Here is a 23,791-nt window from a genome sequence, read left to right as displayed (position 1 = left end):
CGCCGGTCTCAGTCGAGGGGCAGCTTCATTCCCTCGTGGCTGGCGACATAGCCGAGCCGATCGTAGAAACGCTGAGCACCGGTGCGCGACTTATCGGTGGTGAGCTGAACGAGTCCGGCGCCGAAGCGACGTCCGCACTCGTGAGCCCATTCGAAGACCGCCGTGCCGAGCCCGATGCCCTGAGCCGAGGGGCCGACTCGCACCGCCTCGATCTGCAGGCGGAGCGTGCCGCGGCGAGACAGGCTGGGCAGCAGACTCAGCTGCAGGGTCCCGACGACGGTCGAACCGTCGCGGGTCTGGCCAGCTGATCGGGACTGTTCGGCTGACTCGGCCTGTTCGGCTGACTCGGCCCGGCCTGGCGTGTCAGCCTGTCCTGCTGCTTCGGTGACGGCGACGAGGAGCTGATTGGGATCGGCGTCGATGAGCGCGAACGCACGAGCATAGGGGGCCGCATCCTCGGCGTCGGGGATGGCAGATGCAGCGCCGGCTGCGACAGCGCCCGCACGGTCGACCACTTCGACCTCGGCCTCACGGGCGGCCCCGAGCACGTCGTCACGCAGGAGCGCAACAATGGCCGACACATCGGCCTCGGTCGCGCGGCGGATGACGAACGTCCGGCCCGCCAGGTCCAGGGTCTGACGGGAGAACCCGTCGAAGCCTCGGCCCGATTCGCCCTGACCCGATTCGCCCTCGCCCGGGGCTGCCTCGGTGGTCATCAGCCCGCGATCCCAGCGGAGGTCGCTCCGGCAGTGGCCGGCTCACGGTTGGACGCATCGACCGGCGGCTTGCCGTAGGGACGACGCGCGAAGAGCGAGGCCAGCACGGCGCCGGAGACGTTGTGCCACACGCTGAAGACGGCTCCGGGCAGTGCTGCCAGCGGTGAGAAGTACGTGGTGGCCAGGGTCGATGCCAGACCGGAGTTCTGGAGTCCGACCTCGAACGACAGTGCGCGACGGGTCGGGGTGTCGAGACGGCAGGCCGCGGCCACACCGTAGCCGACACCGAGCCCGAGCAGATTGTGTGTGACGACGGCCAGCAGAACGAGCACACCGGCAGTGGCGATCGAACTCGCGGATCCGGCCACGACGATCGAGACGATATAGGCGATGGCGATCGAGGCCAGCCACGGCAGCACCGGCGAGATCTTGTCGACGAACTTCGACGCGAACACACGGACGAGGACGCCGACGATGACCGGGACGAGCACCGTCTGGCAGATCGAGACGAACATCGACCAGAACGGCACGTCCATATACGAACCGGCCAGCCACAGAGTCAGCAGCGGGGTGAGCACCGGAGCGAGCAGCGTCGACAGCGTCGTGATCGACACCGACAGTGCTGTGTCGCCCTTGGCCAGATAGGTGACGACATTCGACGCAGTGCCGCCGGGCGCGCAGCCGACGAGGATGACGCCGACGGCGATCTCGGTCGGAAGCGAGTACACGGTCACGACGAGGAGGCCGAGCAGCGGCATCGCCACGAACTGAGTGACGACTCCGAGCACCGCAATCCACGGCCGCTTCGCGATGCGGGCGAAGTCGGGCAGCGTCAGGGTCAGGCCCATGAAGAACATGACCACGCCGAGCGCCCACGTGATCGACGGCGCCAGAGGTGTGAAGGCATTGGGCAGCAGGAACCCGAGCACTCCCGCAATGACGACGAGGACCGGCAGAGCCGTGACGGCGATGATCGAACTGCGATCGGCAGCGGGAGCGGCTGTGCCTCCGGAAGCCTGATGTGCTGGCGTTTGTGACATGGGTCCAGGCTACTCCGACGATTTTGTCATTCGAGACACACGCCCAGAAATTGAGACCCGATCGGCGAGGAGGAGCGGCTGGGTGTTGGCGGGCCACCTCCGGAGGAGACCGGCGGTGATGACGGTCGTCGGCGACCGAGACTGAACGGTCGTGTCAAAATGGAGCCATGACGTATAACCTCATCCTGCTGCGCCACGGCGAAAGCGAATGGAACCAGAAGAATCTGTTCACCGGATGGGTCGACGTGACCCTCACCGACAAAGGCCGTGCCGAAGGCAAGCGCGCCGGCGAGCTGCTGCGCGAGAAAGACCTCATCCCCGATGTCGTCTACACCTCGCGGCTCAAGCGTGCGATTCTGACCGCGAACATCGCACTCGAGGCAGCGGATCTGTCCTGGCTCGACGTCCACCGCAGCTGGCGCCTCAACGAACGCCACTACGGCGCACTGCAGGGCAAGAACAAGAAGGAGATCCGCGACGAGTTCGGCGAAGAGCAGTTCATGACCTGGCGCCGCTCCTTCGATACTCCGCCGCCGGCCCTGGCCGACAGCTCGGAATTCTCTCAGGCCGGTGAAGCCCGCTACGCCAACCTCGGCGATGCGCTGCCCCGCACCGAATGCCTCGCCGACGTCATCGATCGCCTGCTGCCCTACTGGTACGACACCCTCGTGCCCGAACTCACCGTCGGCAAGACCGTGCTCGTGGCCGCCCACGGCAACTCGCTGCGTGCGCTGGTCAAGCACCTCGATGGGATTTCCGATGCCGATATCACCGGGCTGAATATCCCCACCGGCATTCCGCTGCACTACGAGCTCACCGAGGACTTCACCCCGGTCACCCCCGGCGGAACCTACCTCGATGCCGAAGCGGCAGCGGCCGCCATCGGCCAGGTCGCCAACCAGGGGCGCTGACCCCCGGCCCCACCGCAGACGGGGCGGGATCCGTTCGGGCTCGGGCGCCGAGACGACACTCGGACGCCGAACCCCGGCCCCACTCATGCACCGATCGAGTCGGTCTTCCCGGCGATCGCCTTCATCTCTTCGAGCAGAAAAGCGATCGCGGGGGAGGCCGACATCGATTTCCGCCACACCAGTGAGATCGTGCGGGCAATGCTCGGATCATCGAGCGGCACCGCCACGACATCGGCCGGCAGGTGCGGCCTACCCAACCGCGGCACGAGCGCCAACGCCCCGACAGCTCGGACGAATTCGATCTGCGTGTCGTACTCGATTGCCCAGTAGTCGATCTGCGGCTTGCTGCCGAGCTCCTCGAACAGTGCCGTCAGCCATCGATGGCACACGGCATTGCGCGGAGCCGATACGAACATCTCGCCGAGCAGATCGCTGCGGGTCACCTCGGTGCAGGCGGCCAGATGGTGATCCCGGTGCATGACGATATCGGCCCGATCCACGGTGATCGTCTCCGAGATCAGCGTCGCGGGCAGGTGCAGCGAGGACGAATCCCAGCCGAAGACGAGCGAGGCATCGATCCTGCCGGCCGTGACCATCTCGATGAGCTCGTCCGGCTCCTCCTCGAAGTTCGACACCGTCAGCTCCGGCGCCGAGGCGGCCAATCGCGGCAGCGCGGGTACGAGCAGTCCGCGGATCCCCGTGGAGAACCCGCCGACCGTGATCCGTCCCCGCGGCTCACCTGACTGCGCTCGGGCCGCGGTCTCGAGACTCTCCAGCTCCTCCAGCAGCCCGGCCCCGCGTCGGCTGAGCTCCCGGCCCACCGGTGTCAGCGCAATGCCGCGGCCCGTCCGCTCAGTCACCGGTGCACCGAGATAGCGCGAGAGCTTCTGCAGCTGATGGCTCACCGCCGCCGGCGTATATCCCAGAGACTCGGCCGTCGCCGTGACCGAACCGAGCGAATCGAGGGCGACGAGGGTGCGCAGTGCAACGGTATCGATCATCAAATAATCTTAATGAAACAGTGGACGGACTTTCAATGGAAATTTGACGACGGGGCTGGAATGCTGGAGTTATGCGCTCGGTCCACTACATGCTCGCCCTCCTCGTCGTCGTTCTCTGGGGAGTCAACTTCATCTTCATCGACCTCGGTCTGCGCGACTGGCCGCCTCTGCTCCTCGTCGCCGCCCGATTCACCTTCGTCGTGGTGCCCGCGATCTTCTTCGTCCGCTTCCCCCGTGGCTCCTTCGGCCGCATCCTCCTCATCGGCACCTTCATGTCGGCCGGCCAGTTCGGCCTTCTCTACACCTCCATGGCGCTCGGCCTGCCCGCCGGCCTGACCTCGATCGTCATCCAGATCCAAGCCGCGTTCACCGTCATCGTCGCGGCCCTCGTGCTGCACGAGATCCCGAGTCGCCGCCAGATCATCGGCGTCCTCGTCGGCCTCGTCGGCCTGGCCGTCATCGGTCTGAGCCTGCAGGCGAACGTGCCGATCGTCGCCTTCCTCGTCGCGGTCGGCGCCGCCCTGTCCTGGGCGACGGGCAACGTCATCGCGCGCGGCGTGAAACCCGGCACGAACGGAGTGCAGATGACGGTGTGGTCGGCTCTCGTCGTCCCGATTCCGATGGTCGCACTGTCGATGCTCATCGACGGTCCCGCCGAGGTGGCCCATGCACTCACGCACCCGACCTGGGGTGTCGTGGCCTCGGTCGTCTACACCGCCGGACTGGCGTCGCTGGTCGGCTATGTCATCTGGAACTCGCTGCTCGCTCGCTTCCCGGCCTCGCAGGTCGCGCCGTTCTCCCTGCTCGTCCCGCCGGTCGGAGTGATCTCCGCCTGGATCGTGCTCGGAGACCGCCCGAGCATCGCCGAACTCATCGGCGGAGTTCTGCTGCTCCTCGGTGTCGCCGTGACGACGGGAGTGCTCAAGAATCTGACCCGCGGCATCAGGAACGGGCCCAGACGTCGCCGAAAGATCGTCGTCAGACAGGCGCCGGAAGAGGTGCCCGCCTCCAGCTGAGGCTTCGGTCGCGTCAGTGAACCGCTGGCGCAGAATGCGCGAAGCGCCCCGACAGTGTCGGGGCGCTTCGCTCGATTCGTGCTTCTTCGAGCCGGGTTCCTACTTCTTCGACAGGTAGGGTTCCCAGTTTCCGGTGAGCAGGTACTCGACCTTCTGCGACACGGACACTGCGTGATCACCGAAGCGCTCGTAGTAGCGCGAGAGCAGGGTGACATCGGCGATATGACGGGGAGCCAGCGAGCCGGCCGGAGCTTCGCCGAGCTTCCCGAACACGCTCAGGTGAAGCTCGTCGAGCTCCTCGTCGATGGCGTTGATCGTGGGCACATCGGACAGGCCGGGATTCGAGAGCAGGCTCTGCGTCGCCTCGGCGATCCTCTCACCGGACTCGCCCATCCGCGCGAACGTCGATTCGAAGCCCTCGGGGATTGCGGACTCGGGATAGCGGATGCGCACCTGCTGGGCGATGTGACGGGCGAGGTCGCCCATGCGCTCGAGCGATGCCGACATCCGCAGCGAACCGATGACGGCACGCAGATCTGCGGCCACCGGAGCTTGCAGGGCGAGCATCTCGGCGGCCTGCTGATCGAGGGTGAACTGCATATTGTCGATGACGGAGTCGGCCTCGATGACCTGCTCGGCCAGCTCGAGATCATTCGAATGCAGCGACTGATTGGCCAGGCGGATGGCGTCGAGGACCTTGGTGGACATGCCGACCAGCTGGGTGGCCAGATCGTCCAATTCGTTTCTGAAGACTTCGCGCATGAACTGCGGTTCCTTAACTCTCGATTGTGACAATCGGAACTGACTGTCGGTGGTGCATGGTGTCATGAGGGGTGCCGGCGCTTCCGGTCCGCACCCTCAGCGGGGGAAAGCAGAAGGCAGGAACGGCAGGGAGCGCAGGCACACAGACGTCAGCATCGCACGATCGAGTGAACGACTCCAGACGGGAAGGTGAATTCCTCGGCAAATACTTCCAGCAGAAGTGAATTCGGTGCGCCGGGACGATGGACAGCGCCTAAGCTTGAGGCTGTGGATCTCTTAGTCGTGGCGGTCCTGACCGGCGTCGTCGGCCTGGGCCTGGGTATAGCGGGAATTCTTGCGTTCCGATTCAGCGAACGCTCCCGCGATGCTGCCGATCTGCATTCCGAGGACGACCTGCCCGAAGGCATCGCCGAAGTGCTGGCCGTCCTGCCCTCGGCCGCGATCGTCATCGACGCCGGTGACGACGTCGTCAAGGCGTCGCCGGCCGCATACACGTTCGGCCTGGTCAGGGGGCATTCGCTGGCATCGCCCGAGATGCTGCGGGTCGTCGGCCGCGTCCGCGCGCGCGGTCTCATCGAAGAGATCGACCTCGAGCAGACACGGGAGAACTCCGACTCCGTGATCCGCTACCTCCACGCCCGCGTCGCTCCCTTGGGCACCTCCTTCGTCCTCGTCCTCTGCGACGATCAGACCGAATCCAAGCGCGTCGACGCCGTCCGCCGTGACTTCGTCGCCAACGTCTCCCACGAGCTCAAGACGCCGATCGGTGCGATGGCACTGCTTGCCGAGGCGGTCACCGACTTCGCCGACGATCCGGCCGCTGTCGAACGCTTCGGCGGGCGGATGCAGCGGGAGTCGAAGAGGCTGACCCAGCTCGTGCAGGAGATCATCGACCTCTCCCGCGTCCAGGACCACGCCGCTCCCGCGACGACCGAGAAGATCTCCGTCGCCGAGGTGGTCGACGATGCCGCTGACCGTGCCCGGACCGGGGCGGAAGGCAAGAACATCCACATCGAGGTCTCCCCGCCGAGCGATCTGCTCATCGAAGGCAACTACGAACTGCTTGTCAACGCGGTGCGCAATCTCATCGACAATGCCGTGAACTACTCGCCCGAGGGCACCCGCGTCGGCGTCGGAGTCGACCTCGTCGACGAGCGCATCGAGATCGCCGTGACCGACCAGGGCATCGGGATGACCGCCCAGGACACCGAGCGCGTCTTCGAACGCTTCTACCGAGTGGACCCGGCACGCTCCCGGATCACCGGCGGCACCGGACTGGGGTTGAGCATCGTCAAGCACATCGTCGCCACCCACGGCGGTGAGGTGCGTGTGTGGAGTCAGCTGAACAAGGGCTCGACGTTCACGATCGTGCTCCCGTTGGCCGGAACTGCGACCGAAGCCTCCGCTGCCGATTCGGCCCCGGCAGGGGTCCTCATCGAACATTCCGCGGATTCGACCGGGACCGCCTCGGCGGATGATGACGAACCGACCGGAGCCGCCTCGGCGACAGAGGGCGAGTCTACGGGGATCGCCTCGGCGGATGACGACGGGCACGGAACCGCCGCGTCCGGCGCGGACGACCCGGCCGGCGACAACGACGCGCCCTCCGGTGATAATGGAGACGGCGGGGCGACCGCCGACCCACCCAAGGAACTGACCGAAGAAAGCGAACAAAGGAAGCTCACAACGTGACTCGTATTCTGCTTGTCGAGGACGAAGATTCGTTCTCGGACCCGCTGTCGTACCTGCTCGGTAAGGAAGGGTACGAGGTGACGGTCGCCGATGACGGGCTCAAGGCTCTGGCGGAGTTCGACCGCACCGGCGCCGATCTGGTCCTGCTCGATCTCATGCTGCCCGGTGCTTCCGGCACCGAGGTGTGCCGCGAGCTGCGGGCGAAGTCCAATGTGCCGATCATCATGCTCACGGCCAAGGATTCGGAGATCGACAAGGTCGTGGGACTCGAGCTCGGCGCCGATGACTATGTGACGAAGCCGTACTCCTCACGGGAGCTGCTGGCTCGCGTGCGAGCCGTGCTGCGCCGCAATGTCGAGACCGAGGAGTTCGAGGACGAGTCCGTGCTCGAGGCCGGGGGAGTGCGCATCGACGTCGAACGCCACGTCGTGTCCGTGCGTGGTGAAGAGCAGTCCATGCCGCTCAAGGAGTTCGAGCTGCTCGAGATCCTCGTGCGCAACTCCGGCCGAGTGATGACCCGCGGTCAGCTCATCGACCGGATCTGGGGCGAGGACTACGTGGGCGATACGAAGACGCTCGACGTCCACGTCAAGCGACTGCGTGCGAAGATCGAGGAGAACCCGTCGGAGCCGCGTCTGCTCACCACGGTGCGCGGGCTCGGGTACAAGTTCGAAGCCTGAGGGCGCCATCCGGCGAAGCCGGGTTGGTGAGGTCGGGATCGCTGGCCGGACGGGAATGCAGAAGGAGCCACTCACATCATGTGAGCGGCTCCTTCTGTGCTCCCGCGCGGGATTGGTCCCGGTGCTCGAGGAAGACGGATCAGCCGTTGGCTGTCGCGGTTCCTTCCGCGGAACCTGCATCCTCGGTCGGCATGTCCGACGGGGACTCGGACGGCGATTCCGACGGCACGTACTCGTTGTAATACGGCAGGGTGTCGGTGAGGAGCTGAGTTTCGATGACCTTCTCTTCGCCGCCGTTCTTGACGGTGATGTCGACGAGGTCGCCGGGCTTCGCCTTGAGGCTGTCGACGGTGACGACTTCCTTGGACGAGGTCTCGGGACTCTTCGGGTCCTGGACGAAGGTGTCGCCGGCCTTGATCGATTCGCTCACCGTGGTGTCGGCAACCTCGATGGACACCTTGGCGGTGGAGTCACCCTTGTTGATGAGGGTGAAGAACAGCTGAGCCGGACCGGAGCTCTCCTGATCCGTGATGAGCATGAGCCCACGGACCTCGACGTCGCCGACGGCTCCCGAGGCTCCATCGCCGCCGTTGTAGTGGTATTCGGCGGTCTGATGGGGAGACAGCAGGCTTGCACATCCGCTGACGGGGATAACGAGAGCGAGTGCGGCAACGGCGAGAGCCGCGCGGTTGTGCCGTTTCATTATGCTCCTTGAAGTGGCAATACAAGATCAGTCTGTATACTACCCGGTTTTTGACCCGCTGTAGAACCGGGTGGTCGGAGTGGACGAGGTTCCGCGACGCTCGGGCGCGTCGCGGTTGAAGTTTCGGTGAAGAGGCAGCGAAGTTCGGTCTGCATCGTGGTTGGTCGAGGATCTCGGCCGAGCTTCTCGGCAATGCGCCCTCTCCCGATGTACTCGCTGGCAGAGGCGGCAGCCGGGCTCATCGCGGTGCGCGGCAGAGGCGGAGCCTAGCATGAAGATTCGCTACCCTGAACGATTTCTGTGGCGAGCCTCATGGTAAACTGGTATTCCGCGAAAGGGGTTTGAAGAGAATATGAGTTTCCAGGTCGGCGACACTGTTGTCTATCCACATCACGGTGCAGCGACAATCCAAGAAATCAAGAAACGTGCCATCAAAGGTGAGGAGAAGCTGTATCTCAAGCTCCAGGTCGCCCATGGCGATCTCGTGATCGAAGTTCCGGCAGAGAACTGCGATCTGGTCGGTGTGCGAGATGTCGTCGGTGAAGAAGGCGTTGAAAAGGTCTTCAACGTCCTGCGTGCCGAATTCGTCGAAGAGCCCGCGAACTGGTCCCGTCGATACAAGGCCAATGTCGAGAAGCTGCAGTCCGGTGACGTCATCAAGGTAGCCGAGGTCGTCCGTGACCTCTGGCGCCGAGAGCAGGACCGTGGCCTGTCGACCGGCGAGAAGCGCATGCTCTCGAAGGCCCGCCAGATCCTCGTCTCCGAACTCGCACTGGCCGAGAAGAAGGAAGAGTCCGAAGCAGAAGCTCTGCTGGACGAAGTGCTCGCATCCTGAGCACCTGTGTCATCGTCCCGGCCGCAGGGTCGGGATCCCGTCTGGGTTGCAGCGAGCCGAAGGCCTTCGTCCGTGTGAACGGTCGGACCCTTCTGGCCCGCAGCCTCGAGACGATCATCTCCTCGGGAGTCGCCTCCACAATCGTGGTGGCTGCTCCTGAGGAGTTTCTTTTGCGGGCGCAAGAAGAAATCGCCGAAGTGGCCACGCGGATGAAATGCGAAATTTCAATTACAGCCGTAGCAGGTGGCGGTGATCGAAATTCTTCGGTGCAAACAGCCTTGAAACTTAACCGAGATGCGGAATACGTTCTCATCCATGATGCGGCGAGGTGTCTGACCCCGCCCGATGTGTTCACCCGAGTGGTCGCCGCGCTGCAATCCGGCGCCGAGGCGGTCGTTCCGGTTCTGCCGATGATCGACACCGTGCGGAGGGTCGTTTCGCACGAGACCGTCGGTGCGGATCCGAGCTCAGGTGCAGGCACGGGTGCGGAGCGCGCTTCCAATGGGATTGTTTGGTCGATCCACGGCGATTCTGGCGCTGAAACCACCGCGGATCGACCAGACAATCCGGATCATGCCGTCGCTGTGGGCGCCGGCGGGCGTGCAGTGGTGTGGGGCGATCTTGACCGGGCCGAGCTGCGACGGGTCCAGACGCCTCAGGGGTTCCGCGCCGAGGTGCTCAGGCGGGCCCATGACGAGTTTGCTGCCGACTGGGTCGGCGCGTCAAAAAGGGCTGGCTTGGCCGATGGCACTGTCACGACCGATGACGCTTGCCCAACCGACGGCGCGGGCTCGACTGCAGAGGCAGATCCGACGGCCGGGGAAGGCCGGCAGGGCAGAGTGCTGCCGACGGACGATGCGGGGCTCGTCGAACGCCTCGGCGTTGAGGTTGTCGCCGTCGACGGTGACGAAGAGGCGCTGAAGATCACCTATCCGCTCGACCTCGTCCTCGCGGAACAGCTCGCCCGAATGCGCGACCGAGCTGAAGTCCACAGAGCAGATGCGTTGGATGCGGCGAAGGAGCCACGATGAATCAGATCATTCCACGCATCGGCACCGGCGTCGATGTCCATGCCTTCGCCGCCGATCCCGCGCGCGAGTTGTGGATTGCGGGACTGCTGTGGCCGGGCGAACGAGGACTCGAAGGACACTCGGACTCCGATGTGGCCGCCCACGCCTGCTGCGACGCGCTGTTCTCCGCCGCGGGGCTCGGCGACCTCGGTGAGCACTTCGGGGTCGATCGTCCGGAATTCGCCGGTGCCTCGGGTTCGGTGCTGCTCGCCGAGGCGGCCCGCATCGTGCGCGCGGCGGGTTTCGAGATCGGAAACATCTCCGTCCAGGTGATCGGCAATCGACCGAAGATCGGCACGCGCCGTGCAGAGGCCCAACAGGTGCTGTCGGCTGCTGCCGGCGCACCCGTGTCGGTCTCGGGCACCACCTCTGACGGACTCGGACTGACCGGGCGAGGCGAAGGAATCGCCGCCATCGCCACCGCCTTGATTCATCCGAACTGATTCAACAGCTCTGAACCACCAGTATCGAGTCAGACGCACTTCTCTGTTCGAACCGAGCCAGGTGCGCCGAGGAAGGAACAAGCAGTGAGAGTCCTCTTCCAAGGAGCCGGCGCCATCGGCATCGCCGGGTCCGCGCTCTTCACCGATGGCCATGAGGTCGCCGTCGTCTCCCGCACCGCTGGTCCCAATGGGCGGGCGGCCTTTCCGTGGCGCGTGAGCACCTTCGACCCGACCGATCCCGGCGGGGTGGGAGGTGGACACGGCAGCTGCAGGCAAGGAGGTGGGCGAGCCGGAGGCAACAACAGGGGAGCAACCGGGGGAGAAACCGGGGGAGGAACCGGGCGAGAAAACGAGCGAGAAAACGAGCGAGAAACCGAGGGAGCTGAAGGCAGACAAGCGAGCGCGGGCAGTGGCTGGTCGGTGACTCGCGTAGCTGCGACTCGGCGGGTGACGATCTCAGACTGGGCTGCTGCTGCCGCAGATGGGAGCTGGGACCTCATCGTGCTCACGACTCGGCCGGATGATCTCGATGCAGAGGTGGTCTCGGCGATTCGGGACATCTCGCCCGCGTTCATTGCGACGACGAGCCAGGTCGAGGGAGACCTCGATCGAGCACGAGCAGTCTTCCCCGGCACTCAAGCAGTCATATTCGGACCCGCGTTCCTGTCCGAGCGACTGGACCCAGGCGCGCCGGCTGAGGTTGTTCGCGCTGAGGGCAGCCGTGCCGGGGATGCCGACGGAGGTGTGCGTACAGAGGGTAACCGGACCGAGGCGGCCGACGGAGGTGTGCTCACAACCGGCGGTCTCGACGGAGAGGTCGGCAGAAAGGCCGAACCCGGGCATGAAGTGAGGTTCTGGGCACCTGCAGGTGCGCCGCGGTTCTTCGTCGCCGGACCCTCGACCGCGGTGCGTTCGCTTGTCAGCAGGCTGGGTCGACTCGTTCTGCCAGTGCCGATGGAAGCCGTGCTTCTGCCGCCGAGGGTGTTCATTCCCTTCGTCGCCGAACTCAGCGTCCGCGACGGCAGCTGGGCCGCACTGAAATCACACCTTGATCGCCCCGTGAAGGCAGCGAGCGAAGCAGTGCGGACCCGCCTCGGGGCGCAGGTTCCCGTGTTCGGTTCCGCCGCGCACTTCGTGCTCGAAGCAGTCGAGAGGATCGTGCCGATCGACGTGACGAGCTATGCGGGCAGGCACTTCAACCGGCACGTGGGCCAGACCCGGGACATGCTCGCCGGCTGGGCGGAAACGGCAGATTCAGCCCACGCCCTGCGGGAGCTCGTTGCTGCATTGGACGCACTTGACGATTGAGGCTCGACGAGTTCAGATGCCCGCATTGGACGAAGGCTGCGACTGAGCAACCGGCCGCGAGGGAGATCGCAACGGTCCGGCCGCTGGAGATTGCCGCGGTCCGGGGGTGGGGGACTGCCGCGGTCCGGGCGCGGAAGCCGACAGCCGCCTCGGTGGCGGTGAACGGCGGGCTCAGACCTTCGCGTTCGGGTGACGCTTCGTGACGATGACTCCGACGAGGTAGAGCGCGACGACGAAGATGAGCGTGCCGACGATCTGGAAGCGCACGGATTCGACGGTCAGGCCGAGCCCGATGATCACGGCGATCCCGGCCAAGGTGACATACGACAGCCACGGGTAGCCCCACATGCGCAACGGCAGGGACCGACCGGCCGCCTCGGCGCGACGACGCAGAACGATCTGCGATACAAGGGTGGCGACCCAGGTGACGATGAGCGTCGAGCCGACGATGTTGAGCAGGACCCCGAGGACCTCGGCGGCCCAGAAATAGTTGAGTGCGACGGCGACGAAGCCGAACGCCGAGGTGGCCAGCACCGCAGGCACGGGGACACCGCGGCGATTGGTCCGGCCGAGCCCGCGCGGCAGCATGGACCGCTGCGACATCGAGAACGACATCCGGGACGCCCCATAGATGTTCGCGTTCATCGACGACAGCAGCGCGATGACGATGACCGCGGCCAGCAGCGAGGCGATGAACGGCAGCCCGGCGGTCTCGAGAACGGCCACGAAAGGCGACTCTGCCAGGCGGTCGTCCGTCCACGGCAGGACGAGGACGATGATTGCCACCGACCCGATGTAGAGGAACAGGATGCGCCACACGATCGTCTTGATCGCCTGGGAGACGCTGCGCTCGGGATTCGCGGTCTCGGCCGCGGCGACCGCAACGATCTCGATGCCGCCGAAGGCGAACGCGACGACGAGCAGTCCGGCGGCGATGCCGGAGATGCCGGTGGGCATGAACCCGTCGGCGAAGATCTGAGCGGGCGGTTCGGCCGGGGTCCACCCGAACAGGTACGCGGCACCGAGCACGACGAAGAGGACGACGAAGGCGACCTTGATGAGTGAGAACCAGAACTCGAACTCACCGAAGCTGCCCGAAGTGGTGAGGTTGATGGCCGTGAAGACGAGCATGATCGCCAAGGCGATGACCCACTGGGGGACTGCCGGAATATAGGAAGCGGCGATCTGCGCGGCGGCGGTGGCCTCGGCGGCGACGACGAGGCACAGCTGGACCCACCACAGAGCACCGACGGCGAAGGCCGCGGTCGGGCCCATGGCCTTGCCCGCATAGTGCGAGAACGCACCCGGATTCGGGTCGGCGGCGACGAGTTCGCCCAGCGCCCGCATGACGAAGATGACGATGAGACCCGCGACGACGTATGAGATGAGCACGGCGGGACCAGCCGCCTGCACTCCGGCACCGGAGCCGACGAAGAGACCGGCGCCGATCGCCGAGCCGAGGCTCATCATCACCAGGTGGCGGGGCTTCATCCCCACCTTGAGGCCGTTGGACGAGGTATCAGAAGAACCCGAGGCCGAGGCGGACGCTGACTCGGCGGGCTGCGAAGACTGTGATTCAGGCACCCGACGAGTCTATCCGGCAGGGGCGGAATGCGCAGACGCGGGTCGCGAACCCGTGTGGGTCGCGACCCGCGTCTGCGAGTTGCGCTGGTCGGTCACAGCCTGACCGCAGGCAGGTCGGCTATGCGATCTGCGTCTTAGTCGGCGAGCGGTCTGAGCCCGGCCCGCGGCGGCTCAGTGGCCGCGTTTGATCCAGTCCTCGAGGGCCGGGCTCTCCGCGCCGATCGACGTGGAATCGCCGTGCCCGGTGAGCACGACGGTCGCCTCGGGCAGCGGGAAGAGCACGTCGCGGATCGATTCGATGATGGTCTCGAAGCTCGAATGCGACCGTCCCGTGGCTCCGGGGCCGCCGTTGAACAGGGTGTCTCCGGAGAACAGCACCGGACCGACGGCCCGTCCGGCACCGGCCGATGCCGGAGCCGGCAGGCCGGTCTCGACGAAGAAGCACGTCGAACCGGGGGAGTGGCCGGGAGTGTGCAGGGCCTTGAGTTTGATTCCGCCGACGGTCCAGGTGTCGCCGTGGGCGATCTGTCCGTCGGGACGGTAGTTCTCAAAGGTCATATCCCACAGCACATAGTCGTCGGGATTGAGGTACACGGTGGGGTTGCCCACTCGCTGTGCGAAGTCGCGGACGACGCGCACATGATCGTCGTGACCGTGCGTGAGCAGGATGGCCTTGACGTCTCTGGATCCGACCGCCTCGGCGATCGCGTCGACATCATGGGCAGGGTCGATGACGATGACCTCGGAATCATCGCCGATGATCCACACGTTGTTGTCGACGTTGTGCGTCTCTCCGTCCAGGGAGAACGTGCCTGATGTGACGAGATGCTCAATAGCTGTCATTACAGTTCCACCACCGATCGTAGGACTTGGCCCTTGGCCATCTTCTCAAAAGCGGATTCGACATCGCCGATGCCGATGCGTTCGGACACGAACTTCTCGAGCGGGAAACGTCCCTGCTGGTAGAGGTCGACGAGCATCGGGAAGTCGCGGTCGGGCAGGCAGTCACCGTACCAGGAGGACTTGAGCTTGCCGCCGCGGCCGAACACATCGAGCAGCGGAACCGTGAGCTCCATCTCCGGGGTCGGCACACCGACGAGGACGACGGTGCCTGCGAGGTCGCGGCCGTAGAAGGCCTGGCGCCAGGTGGCGGGGAGTCCGACGGCGTCGATGACGACATCGGCGCCGAAGCCTCCGGTGCGCTCCTGGATCGCTGCGACGACCTCGTCCTCGCTCATGTCCTTCGTCGACACCGTGTCCGTGGCACCGAAGTCGCTGGCCCAGGACAGCTTCTTCTCATCGATGTCGAGGGCGATGATCGTGTTCGCCCCGGCCAGAGCCGAACCGGCGATCGCCGCGCAGCCGACACCGCCGGCGCCGATCACGGCCACGGACTTGCCGCGGGTGACCTCACCGGTATTGATGGCAGCTCCGATCCCGGCCATCATTCCGCAGCCGAGCAGACCCACGACTGCAGGATCCGCCTCGGGGACCTTCGTGCACTGGCCCGCTGCGACGAGTGTCTTCTCGGCGAACGATCCGATGCCCAGAGCTGCTTCGAGCTCGGTGCCGTCGGGCAGGGTCATCTTCTGCGAGGCATTGTGGGTGTCGAAGCAGTACCAGGGTTCTCCGCGCTTGCAGGCCCGGCAGTCGCCGCAGATGGCGCGCCAGTTGAGGATGACGAAATCGCCGACCGCGACCTCGGTGACTCCTTCGCCGACTTCGGAGACGACTCCGGCGGACTCGTGGCCGAGCAGGAACGGGTAGTCATCGCTGATCCCGCCCTCGCGGTAGTGGAAGTCTGTGTGGCAGACGCCGCACGACTTCACATCGACGACGACCTCGCCTGGTCCCGGGTCCGGGATGACGATGTCGGTGAGTTCGACCGGGGCTCCCTTGCTGCGGGAGATGACGCCCTTGACGGTCTGTGGCATTGCGTCTCCTAAATGTCTTCGGTGACGGGTGTCCGCGGATGGGAACACCCGAAGTGGACTGAGCGTACCCCGGAATGGGGTGCTCACAGTCCCCACCCTAACCAAGCACGCTGGGCTCGACCAGGTCGGTCCGGAAATCAGTGCACCTACGTGCGCTGACATGGTTCAGAGAGGGCGGAACCGTCCGTCGGGCAGCCTCGATCGGTCGTCGGTCTCGTGCACTCTGAGGGGCATGCGGAGCGGAAGTCGGCGCTGTTGCGTCCGGCGGTTCTTCCCTGGCGGAACGGGGATCGCAGGCGGTGGGCGGAGCCGCGATCTGAGGCGACGGCCAGAGTGGTGAATACGTCTCACATTGTGGTTTATCATTGACCGGTAAACTCAATCTCAGTGATCCGCGTCACTTTCGGCGGTGCGGTTCTCACTGCCATACTGCAAAGGAGGAGTCATGGCAGGCGAATGGAAACGCACGAAGTCCATCGAGCAGAGCATCCGTGACACTCAAGACCCCGAACATCAGCTGAAGAAGAACCTCGGCGCACTCGACCTCGTCATCTTCGGCGTGGGCGTCTGCATCGGCGCCGGCATCTTCGTCCTCACCGGGCACGCCGCCGCGACGAACGCCGGGCCGGGCATCGCGCTGTCCTTCCTCATCGCCGGCGTCGCCTGTGGCCTTGCGGCGCTGTGCTACGCCGAATTCGCGTCGACGGTGCCGGTTGCCGGCAGCGCCTACACGTTCACCTTTGCGACCATGGGCGAACTGTTGGCTTGGATCATCGGTTGGGATCTCATCCTCGAATTCACCGTCGGGTCGGCAGCGCTCGCGACCTCATTCAGTCAGTACCTCGCGGTAGTCCTCGAGAGCACGCCGTTCGCCATCCCCGATGCCATCGCCACAGCCGAGGGCGGCTGGATCAACCTGCCCGCGGGGCTGCTTGTACTGGGTCTGACGATCGTTCTGGTCACCGGCATCAAGCTGTCGAGCCGGATCAACATCATCGTCACCTTCCTCAAGGTCCTCGTCGTCCTCGCCGTCATCATCGTCGGGCTCTTCTTCGTCAAGGTCTCGAACTGGGTGCCGTTCATCCCGCCGGCGGAAGAGCCTGCCGACACCGGCGGATCGATGATGCACCTGCCTGTCGTTCAGGGGCTCTTCGGACTCGACCCGAGCGTCTTCGGCATCGGAGGCATCTTCGCAGCAGCAGCCATGGTGTTCTTCGCGTTCATCGGCTTCGACGTCGTTGCCACCACAGCAGAGGAGACGAAGAATCCGCAGCGAAACCTGCCTATCGGCATCTTCGGCTCCCTGGCTATCGTCACCGGACTCTACATCGCCGTCTCCCTGGTGATCACCGGTATGCAGAACTACAAGGACATCGACCCCGAAGACGGCGCCCCGCTGGCGACCGCGTTCGTCAATGCAGGTCTTCCCCTGATGGGCAACCTCATTGCGATCGGAGCCTGCATCGGCCTCATCGTCGTGTGCATGATCCTCTTCATGGGGCAGACGCGCGTCGGCTTCTCCATGGCTCGCGATGGCCTGCTGCCGCAGTGGCTGGCGAAGACCAACCCGAAGTTCGGCACTCCGTACCGGTTCACGATCATCACCGGCGTGATCATCGCGGTCATCGCCGCGTTCGTGCCCCTGTCGACGCTCGCCGAGCTCGTCAACATCGGCACGCTCTCGGCCTTCGTGCTTGTTTCGATCGGTGTCATCGTGCTGCGTCGGACCCGTCCGGAGCTCGAGCGCCCGTTCAAGGTTCCGTTCGTCCCGGTGCTGCCGATCGTCTCCGCGATCGTCTGCTTCTATCTCATGCTCAACCTCAACATGGACACGTGGATCCGCTTCCTCGTGTGGCTGGTCATCGGCCTCGTCGTGTATTTCGCCTATTCGCGGAAGCACAGTCGACTCAACCGGCCCGCCGAGGTGGCCGAAGCGTAACCGCGGCACTGTCGCCGGGATGACCGCAGGGTCACCCCGGCCTCGCCGAGGCGGCCGTGACCACGGCCCGGCCGCCTCGGCGAGGGAATTACACATGAGCACGAGGAAGGCGGTCCGATCCCTGTTATCGGGGATCGGACCGCCTTCGTCGTCTCATGCCGTCGGAGTGGGCGCGGTGCTCACTCCTCGTCGGGGTGCTTGCGCAGGTGCATGATCGCGGCGCCGAGTCCGCCCCATACGGTGACCATGGCGATGACCATCATGATGATTGCTGAGGTACCCATTTCAGGCTCCCTTGGTTTCGTTGCGGAAATTCTCTTCGGCTGCGGAATCGGCGATCGCCGCCTCCGCCTCGTCGATCGTCTGCTTCGGCCACTTGATGAGCGTGAGGACGATCGCTGCCACGACGAGCAGGCCGATCATGCCCCAGCCCATAACCCCGGTGATCAGGGTCGGGTAGTCCTCGTATCCCTCGGTGGCGTAGGTGATGATCTGATGGATGAGCATATAGGCGAGCACCAGCGTGGTCACTCCGCCGAGGATGATCATCCAGAACCAGCCGACCTTGAAGCTCGAGATCGCGTTGAGGTGATCGCGCAGGACCGGCAGCTTCCGCAGCGCCCATCCGATCACAATGAGGCCGACGACGGCGCCGCCGACGATGCCGATGTTGTTGGCCCAGGCATCGATCGTGTCGAGCACGTAGAGTCCGGTGACGGTGGGCAGGAGCAGGATCGAGATGATTGCCATCACACCGCCGACCAGGATGATCGATGCCTTGTTCCCCAACCTGAACTTCTCACGCAGCGCCTGGATCGGCACTTGGACGATCGAGACGAGCGAGGTCAGGCCGGCGAAGACGAGGCAGGCGAAGAACGCGAAGCCGAACAGTCCGCCGCCGGGCATCTCGGAGATGAGTGTGGGGAAGGCCATGAACGCCAGGCCGATGCCGGAGTCCGCGACCTCGGAGACCTGAGTGCCCTGTGCTGCTGCCATGAATCCGAGAGCGGCGAAGACACCGACGCCGGCGAGGATCTCGAACGCGGAGTTCGAGAAGCCGACGACGAGGCCGGAGCCGGTGAGGTTCGTCTTCTTCTTCAAGTACGAGGCGTAGGTGATCATGATGCCGAAGCCGATGGACAGTGAGAAGAAGATCTGCCCGTAGGCCGCAATCCACACATTCGGATCAGTCAGAGCTGCGAAGTCGGGCGTGAAGAGGGCGTTGAGGCCCTCGGCTGCGCCGGGCAGGAACAGTGCCCTGACGACGAGTGCGAGGAACAGGATCACCAGCAGCGGAATGAAGATCTTCGAGAATCCGGCGATGCCGTTCTGCACACCCAGAAGCAGAATGCCCAGGGTGATGATCCAGACGATGATGATCGGGATGAGCACCGCGGGCACGAACTCCATCGAGATTCCCGGGTCGGAGAGGTTGAGGAAGTCGGACTGGAAGAAGGTGGCCGCATCGTCTCCCCAGGCCTGGTTGAGGGAGAAGAACATGTAGCAGCCGGCCCAGCCGATGATGGCTGCGTAGTAGATGCCGATGACGAAGGCGACTCCGGTCTGGAACCAGCCGATGGGTTCGGCGACCTTCGATGCCATGCGGAACGAGAGCGGGGCCGAGCCGCGTGAACGGTGCCCCATGGCGTAGTCGAAGAACAGCAGCGGGATGCCCGCTGTCAGGAGTGCGACGAGGTAGGGGATGATGAAGGCGCCGCCGCCGTTGTCGTAGGTGACATAGGGGAAGCGCCAGATGTTGCCGAGGCCGACGGCCGAACCGATGGCAGCGAAGATGAACGCGCCGCGGGTGGCGAAGACCTCCCTCTGGGGTGATGTCTTGAGAGACATGGTGTCCTTTCTGTGGCGGTCCCGGGGATTCGTGACCGAGTCAGCCCACGCAGTCTCGTCTGTGAGACGGTCGGGCTCGTTCGAAGTCCGCTATGCGAGAAGGTCTCTCGCCTCGGTCTTCATTTCTTGCGTCCACTTTACTGGGAACTTGCTGAGTGATGTGCCACGCATCACGTGAGCCGCGTAACAGTCGTGTATCGAATATCGGGAAACGGGGAAATCAGCCAGGCCCGGTAGACTTGTGGGCGTGACTATCTCGCTCTATAACACCGCCAGCCGCACGACCGAAGAACTGCGCCCCGTCAACGACGGTCAGGTCGGTATCTACGTCTGTGGCGCCACGGTGCAGGGCGAGCCGCACATCGGCCACCTGCGGTCGGCCTCGGTGTTCGACACGCTGCGCCGCTGGCTGCTCTACAGCGGCTACCGGGTGACCGTGATCCGCAACGTCACCGACATCGACGACAAGATCCTGTCGAAGTCCGTCGAAGAGGGGCGGGAGTGGTTCGCTCACGCGTACAAGTACGAACGCGCCTTCACCGCAGCCTACGACGCGCTCGATGTTCTGCCGCCGAGCAGCGAACCGCGCGCGACCGGGCACATCACGGAGATGATCGAACTCATCTCCCGCCTCATCGAAGCCGGTCATGCCTACCCCGCGCTCGACGGCAGCGCCGATGTCTACTTCGACGCCGCCTCGTGGAGCGACTACGGGGCACTGACGAACCAGAGACTCGACGACATGGAACTGTCGGAGGGCGCTGAGCTGCGCGGGAAGAAGGACGCCCGGGACTTCGCCCTGTGGAAGGCCCACAAGGACTCCGAACCGATCACCGCCTCCTGGCCCTCACCGTGGGGTCGGGGCCGACCGGGTTGGCACATCGAGTGCTCGGCCATGTCGACGAAGTACCTGGGGTCGAACTTCGACATCCACGGGGGCGGACTCGACCTGCGTTTCCCGCACCATGAGAACGAGCTGGCGCAGTCCCGTGCCGCCGGGGACCAGTTCGCGAACATCTGGATGCATTCCGGCCTGCTCAACGTGGGCGGGGACAAGATGTCGAAGTCTCTGGGCAATTCGGTCTTCGCCTCCGACCTGTTCGACACGTTCAGCCCGCTGGCCGTGCGCTACTTCCTCACCGGCGCCAGCTACCGGTCTATCCTCGACTTCTCGAACGAGGCGATGGAACGCTCAGCGGCCTCGCTCGAACGGCTGCAGAACTTCCTCCAGCGCGCCCGCCAGACGCTCGGCGCGGACGGGCCGGCGTTGCCGGACGTCAGCGACGCCTACGGTTCACGCAGCGTCGACGTGCCCGCCGAATTCGCCGCCGCCCTCGACGACGACCTCGGTGTGCCTCGTGCCCTGTCCGTGGTCTTCGCCTCTGTGAGCGAAGGGGCGAAGCTCCTCGACTCCGGCGGTAACCGGGAGGGCCTGACGCGGATCGTCGCCGAGGTGGAGCTCATGCTCGACATCCTCGGTGTCAATCCCAGCGCTGCGGTCTGGGCCGGTTCGGCGGCCGATGCCAAGGCGGAGTCGGCGCTCGACTCCCTCGTGGCCGCCATGGCCGAGCGACGGGCCGAGGCGAAGGCGGAGAAGGACTTCGCCACCGCGGATGCTCTGCGGGACGAACTGGCCGCGGCCGGCGTCGTCATCGAGGATACGGCCGACGGCTACCGCTACCACCTCGGCGAGGGCTGAGGGCGACGAATTTCGGCCACGGGCACGAGCTCGCGGCCCCAACGTATTTGAAGGAATCAGATGGCTTCCAATCCCCGCTCCGGCGGTTCGAAGAAGGGTCCGACCAAGGGGTCGGGCGGTAAGAACAAGCGCGGCCTGCGCGGCAAGGGACCGACGCCGAAAGCCGAGGACCGCGTCTACCATAAGGCGCACAAGGCCGCGCAGCAGCGCAAGAGCTCGAACGCCTCGGCGCAGGCGAAGCGGAAGAAGAAGGAACTCGGACCGAATATGGTCGCCGGGCGCAATTCGGTCCTCGAAGCTCTGCGCGAGGGCGTTCCGGCCACCGCGATGTACGTCTCCGGGCGCATCGACTCCGACGATCGGGTCCGCGAGTCCATCACTCTCGCGACTCAGCGCGGCATCTCGATGCTCGAAGCGAGCAAGCCCGACCTCGACCGGCTCACCGATGACGCGATCCACCAGGGCATCGCCCTGCAGGTCCCGCCCTACGACTACGCCGATCCCTCCGATCTGCTCGAGTTCGCGGCTGAACGCGCCGAAACGCCGCTGCTCGTGGCCCTCGACGGGATCACGGATCCGCGCAACCTCGGTGCCATCGTTCGGTCGACGGCGGCCTTCGGCGGTCACGGAGTGATCATCCCCGAACGTCGCGCCGCCTCGATGACGGCCGCGGCCTGGAAGACCTCGGCCGGCGCCGCATCGCGCATCCGCGTGGCACAGGTGGTCAACCTGGCCAGGGCGATCGACGAGCTGAAGAAGCAGAACGTCTTCGTCGTCGGCCTCGACATGGACGGTGACGTCGAGCTGCCCGAGCTGACCTTCACCCGCGACCCGCTGTGCATCGTCGTCGGTTCCGAAGGCAAGGGGCTGTCGCGGCTCATCGCGGAGAAGTGCGATCAGATCGTGTCGATCCCGATCGCCGCGACCACCGAGTCGCTCAATGCGGGCATCGCCGCTGCCGTGTCCCTCTACGAGGTGGCAAGAGCCCGCCGCCCCTGACCCCTCTTACTACCTGACGGCGGCCCAGCAACCTCGCGCGAGGTTGCTGGGCCGCCGTCAGGTAGCAATTAGAGGGAGGTGCGGTAGGTCTGCTCGTCCAATGCCCCGACTCTTGAGTGGCGGCGGCTGTAGGTGAAGTAGACGATCGCGCCGACGGCCATCCACGCTCCGAAGACGATCCATGTCCGCCCGCCGAGGTTGACCATGAGGAACGCACACGCCACGGCTCCCAGCGCGGGCACGACCGGCCCGAACGGAACCTTGAATGAGCGCTCGAGGTCGGGGCGTTTGAACCGCAGGTAGATGACGGCGATGTTGACGAGGCAGAACGCGAACAGGGTGCCGATGCTCGTGGCGTCGGCGAGTTCGCCGAGCGGAATGAACGCCGCCGTGATGGCCACGAGGCCGCCGACGATGAGAGTGCCGACCAACGGGGTACCGGTGCGCTGGGAGACGCGGCCGAAGATCTTCGGCACCATTCCGTCCCTGGCCATCGTCAGCAGGATCCGCGACTGACCGTAGAGCACGGTGATGACGACGGAGAAGATCGCGAGCACCGCGGCCACCGCGAAGAGCAGCACCGCGATATTCGACCCGGTGATCTCCTCGACGATCTGGACCAGCGGGGCGTGAGCGCCGTCGAACCACTGCCACTGCCGTGCACCGATCGCTGTGACGGCGACGAGGACGTACATCGAGGTGACGATGAGCATCGAGAAGATGATCGCCCGCGGCAGATCCCGGCGCGGATTCTTCGCTTCCTCACCGGCCGTGGACGCGGCATCGAAGCCGATATAGGAGAAGAACACGCTGGATGCGGCCGCAGTGACTCCGGCGGCACCCATCGGCAGCATCGGCGCGAAGTTGCCGGCCTTGAACGCGGTGAACGCGACGATGGCGAAGAAGACGAGGATGCCGATCTTGACGAACACGAGAATCGTGTTGACGACACCGGATTCGCGGGCGCCGCGCATCAGCAGCACGGTCGCCAAGGCCACGACGATGAGGGCCGAGACGTTGATGACTCCGTCCGGATACTCGGCCAGGCCCGGCCCTGTGGTCAGGGACGCGGGCAGCTCGAGGCCGAAGACGCGCAGGGTCTCGTTGACGTAGTCGGCGGCGCCGACGGCGACCGCCGCGACCGAGACCGCGTATTCGAGGACGAGGCACCAGCCGCAGACCCAGGCGACGCCCTCACCCAGGGTGGCGTAGGAATACGAGTAGCTCGACCCGGACACCGGCACCATTCCGGCCATCTCGGCATAGCTGACCGCCGACAGCAGCGCGGTGATTCCGGCGAGAACGAAGGCGAGCCACACAGCGGGTCCGGCCACAGGCACGGCCTCGCCGAGGATGACGAGGATTCCCGTGCCCAAGGTGGCGCCGACGCTGATCATCGTCAGCTGGAAGACGCCGAAGGTCCGCCGCAGTCCACCCTGCTGCGCGGACTGCGCATCGGTGTGGGCCTCGGCGGTCATGGCGCTGATCGACTTACGTCGCCCCAGCTGCCGCAGCACTCCTGTGGGAGTGTGCGCCGGAGGGGTGGGCGGAGTGTGCGAAACGGTCATCTGAATATTCTTGCATAATCATGAATATTGTCTCGCCGGTTCC

The 23,791-nt window shown here is 65.2% G+C and carries 22 protein-coding genes; 11 read left to right on the top strand and 11 right to left on the bottom strand.

Annotated elements, in window-relative coordinates; genetic code table 11:
- Nucleotides 1–8: 8 nt before the first annotated feature.
- Nucleotides 9–716, bottom strand: a complete 708-nt coding sequence (locus tag ACVZTU_RS15115; RefSeq protein ID WP_482400754.1) for a GNAT family N-acetyltransferase — start codon at nucleotides 714–716, stop codon at nucleotides 9–11.
- Nucleotides 716–1,756, bottom strand: coding sequence for a bile acid:sodium symporter family protein (locus ACVZTU_RS15110; protein ID WP_446656859.1), 1,041 nt, complete (start codon nucleotides 1,754–1,756; stop codon nucleotides 716–718). The genes ACVZTU_RS15115 and ACVZTU_RS15110 overlap by 1 nt, the downstream gene beginning before the upstream one ends.
- 167 nt (nucleotides 1,757–1,923) lie before the next feature.
- Here ACVZTU_RS15110 and ACVZTU_RS15105 point away from each other — a divergent pair, with 167 nt between their 5' ends.
- Complete coding sequence (locus ACVZTU_RS15105) at nucleotides 1,924–2,667, top strand: phosphoglyceromutase (RefSeq protein WP_139468119.1); 744 nt, start codon at nucleotides 1,924–1,926, stop codon at nucleotides 2,665–2,667.
- Between the two features lie 83 nt (nucleotides 2,668–2,750).
- On the opposite strand, the gene ACVZTU_RS15100 is transcribed toward ACVZTU_RS15105, so the two are convergent.
- Nucleotides 2,751–3,668, bottom strand: coding sequence for a LysR family transcriptional regulator (locus ACVZTU_RS15100; RefSeq protein WP_139468120.1), 918 nt, complete (start codon nucleotides 3,666–3,668; stop codon nucleotides 2,751–2,753).
- 71 nt (nucleotides 3,669–3,739) lie between these two features.
- Between ACVZTU_RS15100 and ACVZTU_RS15095 the strand changes: the two genes are divergently transcribed.
- Nucleotides 3,740–4,684, top strand: coding sequence for an EamA family transporter (locus ACVZTU_RS15095; RefSeq protein ID WP_139468121.1), 945 nt, complete (start codon nucleotides 3,740–3,742; stop codon nucleotides 4,682–4,684).
- 99 nt (nucleotides 4,685–4,783) lie between these two features.
- Here the strand turns inward: ACVZTU_RS15095 and phoU are convergent, their stop codons facing one another.
- On the bottom strand, nucleotides 4,784–5,446 hold the full coding sequence (gene phoU, locus ACVZTU_RS15090; RefSeq protein ID WP_139468122.1) for a phosphate signaling complex protein PhoU: 663 nt from the start codon (nucleotides 5,444–5,446) through the stop codon (nucleotides 4,784–4,786).
- A gap of 267 nt (nucleotides 5,447–5,713) precedes the next feature.
- On the opposite strand from phoU, the gene ACVZTU_RS15085 reads away from it, so the two are divergent.
- A complete protein-coding gene (locus ACVZTU_RS15085; protein ID WP_482400753.1) occupies nucleotides 5,714–7,138 on the top strand; it encodes a sensor histidine kinase in 1,425 nt (474 codons plus the stop codon).
- A complete protein-coding gene (locus ACVZTU_RS15080) occupies nucleotides 7,135–7,818 on the top strand; it encodes a response regulator transcription factor (RefSeq protein WP_039208435.1) in 684 nt (227 codons plus the stop codon). Before ACVZTU_RS15085 ends, ACVZTU_RS15080 begins: the two co-directional genes overlap by 4 nt.
- Before the next feature lie 139 nt (nucleotides 7,819–7,957).
- Here the strand turns inward: ACVZTU_RS15080 and ACVZTU_RS15075 are convergent, their stop codons facing one another.
- Nucleotides 7,958–8,521: a hypothetical protein gene (locus ACVZTU_RS15075; protein ID WP_139468124.1), complete on the bottom strand. Its 564-nt coding sequence runs from the start codon at nucleotides 8,519–8,521 to the stop codon at nucleotides 7,958–7,960.
- A 352-nt stretch (nucleotides 8,522–8,873) separates the two neighbouring features.
- Here ACVZTU_RS15075 and ACVZTU_RS15070 point away from each other — a divergent pair, with 352 nt between their 5' ends.
- The 4 genes from ACVZTU_RS15070 to ACVZTU_RS15055 all read left to right on the top strand — a co-directional run bounded on the left by ACVZTU_RS15070 (nucleotide 8,874) and on the right by ACVZTU_RS15055 (nucleotide 12,177).
- A complete protein-coding gene (locus tag ACVZTU_RS15070) occupies nucleotides 8,874–9,356 on the top strand; it encodes a CarD family transcriptional regulator (RefSeq protein ID WP_025779034.1) in 483 nt (160 codons plus the stop codon).
- Nucleotides 9,350–10,387 carry an IspD/TarI family cytidylyltransferase gene (locus ACVZTU_RS15065; RefSeq protein WP_482401758.1) on the top strand — a complete coding sequence of 346 codons (1,038 nt, stop codon included), beginning with the start codon at nucleotides 9,350–9,352 and terminating at the stop codon, nucleotides 10,385–10,387. Before ACVZTU_RS15070 ends, ACVZTU_RS15065 begins: the two co-directional genes overlap by 7 nt.
- A complete protein-coding gene (gene ispF, locus ACVZTU_RS15060; RefSeq protein ID WP_139468125.1) occupies nucleotides 10,384–10,869 on the top strand; it encodes a 2-C-methyl-D-erythritol 2,4-cyclodiphosphate synthase in 486 nt (161 codons plus the stop codon). The genes ACVZTU_RS15065 and ispF overlap by 4 nt, the downstream gene beginning before the upstream one ends.
- Before the next feature lie 84 nt (nucleotides 10,870–10,953).
- Nucleotides 10,954–12,177 carry a hypothetical protein gene (locus ACVZTU_RS15055; protein ID WP_139468126.1) on the top strand — a complete coding sequence of 408 codons (1,224 nt, stop codon included), beginning with the start codon at nucleotides 10,954–10,956 and terminating at the stop codon, nucleotides 12,175–12,177.
- Between the two features lie 171 nt (nucleotides 12,178–12,348).
- On the opposite strand, the gene ACVZTU_RS15050 is transcribed toward ACVZTU_RS15055, so the two are convergent.
- The 3 genes from ACVZTU_RS15050 to ACVZTU_RS15040 form a co-directional block, all read right to left on the bottom strand.
- A complete protein-coding gene (locus ACVZTU_RS15050) occupies nucleotides 12,349–13,761 on the bottom strand; it encodes an amino acid permease (RefSeq protein WP_482400752.1) in 1,413 nt (470 codons plus the stop codon).
- 171 nt (nucleotides 13,762–13,932) lie between these two features.
- On the bottom strand, nucleotides 13,933–14,604 hold the full coding sequence (locus ACVZTU_RS15045; protein ID WP_139468127.1) for an MBL fold metallo-hydrolase: 672 nt from the start codon (nucleotides 14,602–14,604) through the stop codon (nucleotides 13,933–13,935).
- On the bottom strand, nucleotides 14,604–15,695 hold the full coding sequence (locus ACVZTU_RS15040) for an S-(hydroxymethyl)mycothiol dehydrogenase (RefSeq protein ID WP_482400751.1): 1,092 nt from the start codon (nucleotides 15,693–15,695) through the stop codon (nucleotides 14,604–14,606). Before ACVZTU_RS15040 ends, ACVZTU_RS15045 begins: the two co-directional genes overlap by 1 nt.
- 445 nt (nucleotides 15,696–16,140) lie before the next feature.
- Here ACVZTU_RS15040 and ACVZTU_RS15035 point away from each other — a divergent pair, with 445 nt between their 5' ends.
- Nucleotides 16,141–17,634: an amino acid permease gene (locus tag ACVZTU_RS15035; protein WP_139468129.1), complete on the top strand. Its 1,494-nt coding sequence runs from the start codon at nucleotides 16,141–16,143 to the stop codon at nucleotides 17,632–17,634.
- A gap of 179 nt (nucleotides 17,635–17,813) precedes the next feature.
- On the opposite strand, the gene ACVZTU_RS15030 is transcribed toward ACVZTU_RS15035, so the two are convergent.
- Together ACVZTU_RS15030 and ACVZTU_RS15025 are read right to left on the bottom strand one after the other, a co-directional pair.
- Entirely contained in the window at nucleotides 17,814–17,918 is a 105-nt protein-coding gene (locus ACVZTU_RS15030) for a methionine/alanine import family NSS transporter small subunit (RefSeq protein ID WP_139468130.1), read from the bottom strand.
- Between the two features lies 1 nt (nucleotide 17,919).
- Nucleotides 17,920–19,482, bottom strand: coding sequence for a sodium-dependent transporter (locus ACVZTU_RS15025; protein ID WP_482400750.1), 1,563 nt, complete (start codon nucleotides 19,480–19,482; stop codon nucleotides 17,920–17,922).
- A gap of 247 nt (nucleotides 19,483–19,729) precedes the next feature.
- Between ACVZTU_RS15025 and cysS the strand changes: the two genes are divergently transcribed.
- The gene (cysS, locus tag ACVZTU_RS15020; protein ID WP_434591551.1) at nucleotides 19,730–21,181 is read left to right on the top strand and encodes a cysteine--tRNA ligase; all 1,452 of its coding nucleotides are present in this window, start codon (nucleotides 19,730–19,732) and stop codon (nucleotides 21,179–21,181) included.
- 60 nt (nucleotides 21,182–21,241) lie between these two features.
- Nucleotides 21,242–22,180, top strand: a complete 939-nt coding sequence (gene rlmB, locus ACVZTU_RS15015; RefSeq protein ID WP_139468133.1) for a 23S rRNA (guanosine(2251)-2'-O)-methyltransferase RlmB — start codon at nucleotides 21,242–21,244, stop codon at nucleotides 22,178–22,180.
- Between the two features lie 68 nt (nucleotides 22,181–22,248).
- On the opposite strand, the gene ACVZTU_RS15010 is transcribed toward rlmB, so the two are convergent.
- Nucleotides 22,249–23,748 (bottom strand): amino acid permease, encoded by a 1,500-nt coding sequence (locus ACVZTU_RS15010; protein ID WP_482400749.1) that lies wholly within the window; start codon nucleotides 23,746–23,748, stop codon nucleotides 22,249–22,251.
- Nucleotides 23,749–23,791 lie beyond the last annotated feature (43 nt).

Source organism: Brevibacterium sp. OS20 (genome assembly GCF_056837565.1).
Note: the sequence above shows the minus strand (reverse complement) of the source record. Positions and strands in the feature narration are given on the sequence as shown.